This window comes from Gulosibacter sediminis, from assembly GCF_030011715.1.
Lineage (GTDB): Bacteria > Actinomycetota > Actinomycetes > Actinomycetales > Microbacteriaceae > Gulosibacter > Gulosibacter sediminis.
Window position 1 is genome coordinate 1 of record NZ_JASCYH010000071.1, and the last position, 4576, is coordinate 4576.

At 68.9% G+C, this 4576-nt stretch carries 3 protein-coding genes; all 3 read left to right on the forward strand.

Annotation, left to right across the window (positions count from 1 at the left end):
* Positions 1 to 434, forward strand: a 434-nt coding sequence (locus QM019_RS12450) for an aminotransferase class III-fold pyridoxal phosphate-dependent enzyme (RefSeq protein ID WP_282853273.1), incomplete at its 5' end; no start/stop codon positions are given.
* Positions 435 to 464: 30 nt separating this feature from the next.
* Positions 465 to 2687, forward strand: a complete 2223-nt coding sequence (locus tag QM019_RS12455) for an Orn/Lys/Arg family decarboxylase (protein WP_282853274.1) — start codon at positions 465 to 467, stop codon at positions 2685 to 2687.
* Between the two features lie 310 nt (positions 2688 to 2997).
* Positions 2998 to 4515 carry a GMC family oxidoreductase gene (locus tag QM019_RS12460; RefSeq protein WP_282853275.1) on the forward strand — a complete coding sequence of 506 codons (1518 nt, stop codon included), beginning with the start codon at positions 2998 to 3000 and terminating at the stop codon, positions 4513 to 4515.
* The last annotated feature ends 61 nt before the right edge of the window (positions 4516 to 4576 follow it).

Consider the following 4576-nt stretch of genomic DNA (forward strand, 5'->3'; position numbering starts at 1 on the left):
CCCCCGCGGGCAGCCCGGTGCCCGTCGCCGCGGCCCACGCGGTGCTCGACCTGCTCGCCGACGGCACCCTCGCCCGCAACGCAGCCGGGCTCGAGGCGCCCGCGCGGCAGCGGCTCGCCGAGGCCCGGGCGGCCGGGCGGCCCGGTGCCGCCGCGATTACCGAGGTGCGCGGCCGCGGCCTGCTGCTCGGCGTCGAGTTCGGTGACGCCGGTGGCAGCACGGGCGCCGAACTCGCCGCCCTCACCGTGTACCGCGCGTGGGAGCTCGGTTGCGTGCTCTACGTCGTGCGCGACAACGTGCTTGAAATCACGCCGCCGCTCGGCATCACCGACGTCGAGCTCGACGCCGGCCTCGACGTCATCCTCCGCGCCGCCGACGACGCGGTCGCGGGCGACGTGCCCCGCAGCATCCTCACCGAATTCGGCGGCTGGTAGCCGCGCCCGTCTCTATAGAAAGGAACGACAGTGCAACACTCCGGACTCTCCGTCGCCTTTGCCGCGGGCACGCGCCCGGTCGGCACCGAACTCACCGCCTCGATCGCACGGCTCATGGCCGAGCTGCGCGAGCTCGGCTCGGCCGCGGTCGACGTCACCTCGGTCGCGAACCCGAGCGCGTTCGCGCGCACCCTCAACGACAAGGCGCTCGTCGTCTACGTCGTGCCGGACGCGGCTGGAGAGGCCGAGCATGGCGACCTGCGCGAGTTCGTGCGCGCGATCCGCGCTGTCAATGCCGAGCTGCCGCTGTTCCTCTTTGGCGAGCAGCTCACCGCCCGCCAACTGCCGACCGAGGTGCTGCGCGAAATCGAGGGCGTCATCAACGCCTATGAGGACACCCCCGAATTTGTCGCGCGCACGCTGCAGCGCGAGGCGACGCGGTACGTCGAACGGCTCGCGCCGCCCTTCTTCCGCGCGCTGACGAACTACGCGAACGACGGGGCCTACTCGTGGCACTGCCCGGGGCACTCGGGCGGCACCGCGTTTCTCAAGTCGCCGGCCGGCACGCTGTTCCACCAGTTCTTCGGCGAAAACCTGCTGCGCAGCGACGTCTGCAACGCGGTTGAGGAGCTCGGGCAGCTGCTCGACCACACCGGCCCGGTCGCAGAGTCCGAGGCCCGCGCCGCCGAGACCTTCGGCGCCGACCACCTCTACTTCGTGACGAACGGCACGTCGACCTCGAACAAGATCGTCTGGAACTCGGCCGTCGGCCCCGGCGACATCGTGCTCGTCGACCGCAACTGCCACAAGTCGATCCTCCACGCCATCATGCTCACCGGCGCGATTCCGATCTACCTCATGCCCACGCGCAACCGCGCCGGCATCATCGGGCCGATCCCGCGCAGCGAGTTCGACCCGGCCGAGATCCGACGCAAGATCGAAGCGCATCCGTTCATTGCCGACAAGACCCGCACCCCGCGCATCCTCACGCTCACCCAGAGCACCTACGACGGCATCGTCTACAACGCCGCCGAGATCAAGCGCACGCTCGACGGTCATGTCGACGTGCTGCACTTCGACGAGGCGTGGCTGCCCCACGCGCGCTTCCACGAGCTCTATCGCGGAATGCACGCGGTCGACGATCGCGCCGAGCGCACCGAACGCTCGCTCGTGTACGCGACGCAGTCGACGCACAAGCTACTCGCGGGGCTGTCGCAGGCGTCGCAGATTCTCGTGCAGAACGCCGAGTCGTCGAGGCTCGACACGAACATCTTCAACGAGGCGTACCTCATGCACACCTCGACCTCGCCGCAGTACGCGATCATCGCGAGCTGCGACATCTCGGCCGAGATGATGCGCGGCGTCGGCGGGCACGCGCTCATCGAGGAGGCGATCACCGAGGCGATGGAGTTCCGCCGCGCGATCATCCGCATCGGCGACGAGCAGCCGGAGGGCGACTGGTGGTTCGGCGTGTGGGGGCCCGACACGCCGCCGCGCGAGGGGCTCGCCGAGCGCTCGGAGTGGGAGCTCACGAGCGAGCAGACGTGGCACGGCTTCGACGCAGTCGATGACGGCTTCACGATGCTCGACCCGATCAAGGTGACGCTGACCACGCCCGGCCTCTCGACCTCGGGGGAGTTTGGCGAGAGCGGGATTCCCGGGCTTGTGCTCTCGAAGTACCTCGCCGAACACGGGGTCGTCGTCGAGAAGACGGGGCTCTACTCGCTGTTCATTCTCTTCACGATCGGCGTCACGAAGGGGCGCTGGAACACGCTCATCGCCGAGCTGCACCGCTTCAAGCGGCTCTACGACCGCGACGTTGAGGTGCGCGAGGCGATGCCCGAGTTCGCCGACGAGCATCCGCAGTATGCCGAGCTCGGCCTGCGCGAGCTGTGCGATCGCCTGCACGCGGCCTACCGCGGCTTCGATATCGCGAACCTCACGACCGACATCTACCTGGATGCGCCGGAGGTTGCGCTGCTGCCGACGGATGCGTGGGCCGCGATGACCTCGGGCCGCATCGAGCACGTCGCGATCGACGACCTCGCGGGGCGCGTCACCGCCGTGCTGCTGACGCCGTACCCGCCGGGCATCCCGCTGCTCGTGCCGGGGGAGCGGGTGACCGAGCGCATCGTCGAGTACCTGCGGGTCGAGGCTGAGCTCGCGGCGCAGTTCCCTGGCTTCAACGGCATCACCCACGGCCTCGGCACGGCCGCCGACGGCACCCACACCGTCGCCTGCGTCGTCGAGTAGGGCGCTGGGGCGGTTTTCCTGCCGCAGAGTGTCCCCAACATCCCAGTTTTTCCGCGAAAAGTGGGATGTCGGGGACACCCTGTGCGGTCAACGTCACCCGCGAGGGCAACGGCTCTGACTATCCGATGCGGTTTTCTAGGTTTGCTGCGGTTGCGACCGCACCCACCGCGACCCCACTTGTCGCCCAGCGCACGGTCCTTCACAACGCGCGCAGCCCGCCCCACGAAAATACTGACTCTTCAGTCAGTTTTCGTAGAGTCGCGCTTACCGCGTCATCCATGGTGGCTGGCGCCAACTCAAGGGAGATTACATGTCGCACTTCATCGTCGTCGGCGCCGGTTCGGCCGGCTCGGTCGTCACCCGCCGCCTCATCGATGCGGGCCACCAGGTCACCTTGCTTGAGGCCGGTGGGTCGGACGTCAACTCCGCGATTCAAGACGTCGGCCGCCTCGGCGAGCTCTGGCTCAGCAAGGACGACTGGGGCTACTTCACGACCCCGCAGGCCGGCGCGGCCGACCGCAAGCTGCACTGGCCGCGAGGCAAGGTGCTCGGCGGCTCGCACTCGCTCAACGCCACTATCTGGGTGCGCGGCGCGCACGGCGACTACGACCGCTGGGAGCGCGAGGGCGCCCAGGGCTGGAGCTGGGCAGACGTTGCGCCCGTGTTCAAGCGCATCGAAAAGACCACGGTCGGCGACGACGAGCTGCGGGGCCGCGACGGACTGCTCGACATCACCGTCGACGGTTACCGGCACAATCCGGTCTTCGAAGCGATGCACGAGGCCGCGGTCGCGGCCGGCGTGCCCGCGAACCCCGACTACAACGGCGAGTCGATCGAGGGCGTCGGCTGGGAGCAACTCACCGTGCGTGACGGCGAGCGCTGCAGCTCCTACCGCGCCTACGTCGACCCGATCAAGGACCACGAGAACCTGACGATCCGCACCGGCGTGTGGGTGACGAAGCTGCTGCTCGATGGCGACCGCGTCACCGGCATCGAGGCTGAAATCGACGGCGCGACCGAGCAGTTCACCGCCGACGAGGTCATCCTCTCGGCCGGCGCGCTCGACACCCCGCGAATCCTGCTGCTCAGCGGCATCGGCCCGCGCGACCACCTCACCGAGGTCGGCATCGACGTGCAGCACGAGCTGCCGGGCGTCGGCGAGAACCTGCAGGACCACGTGCTCGCGCCGGTCATTGCGCAGACCACGACCCGCGACATCCCCGAGCGCGACGTCAACGAGCCGGTTTCACAGATGCACCACTTCACGACGTTCCGCGAGGGCTCCGACGTGCCAGACACCCAGCCGATCTACTTCGACGTGCCGATGGTGAGCGAGTTCCAAGAGCCGATCCCGAACGCGATCACCCTCCACGCCGGTCTGGTGCGCCCGACCTCGCGCGGCACGTTCCGCCTCGCGTCGAACGACCCCCACGACGTCGCGCTGCTCGACCCGCAGATTCTTTCGACCGACGAAGACATCACGAGCCTCGTCAACTCGGTGAAGCAGTGCCGCGAAATCGCGGCGCAGACCCCGCTCGCCGAGGGGTGGGGCGCCGTCGAGGTCTACCCCGGCCCCGAGGTGCAGACCGACGAAGAGATCGCCGCCTACGCCCGCAAGAACTGCGTGACCTACCACCACCAGGTCGGCACTTGCCGCATGGGCAGCGACGACCTCGCCGTCGTCGACCCGACGAGCCTCAAGGTGCGCGGCCTCGAGGGCGTGCGCGTCATCGACGCCTCGGTCATGCCCTCGGTCACGAGCGGCAACACGAACGCGCCGTCGGTCATGATTGGCGAGCGCGGCGCCGACTTCATCCTCGGCAACTAGCGCCACAACCCCATCAAGCCGGCCCACCGCATCCACCCCGACGAGGGCGGATGCGGTGGGC

Coding starts and splice junctions, on each gene's coding strand:
- QM019_RS12460 (WP_282853275.1), top strand. CDS start 2,998: ATGTCGCACTTCATCGTCGTCGGCGCCGGTTCGGCCGGCTCGGTCGTC.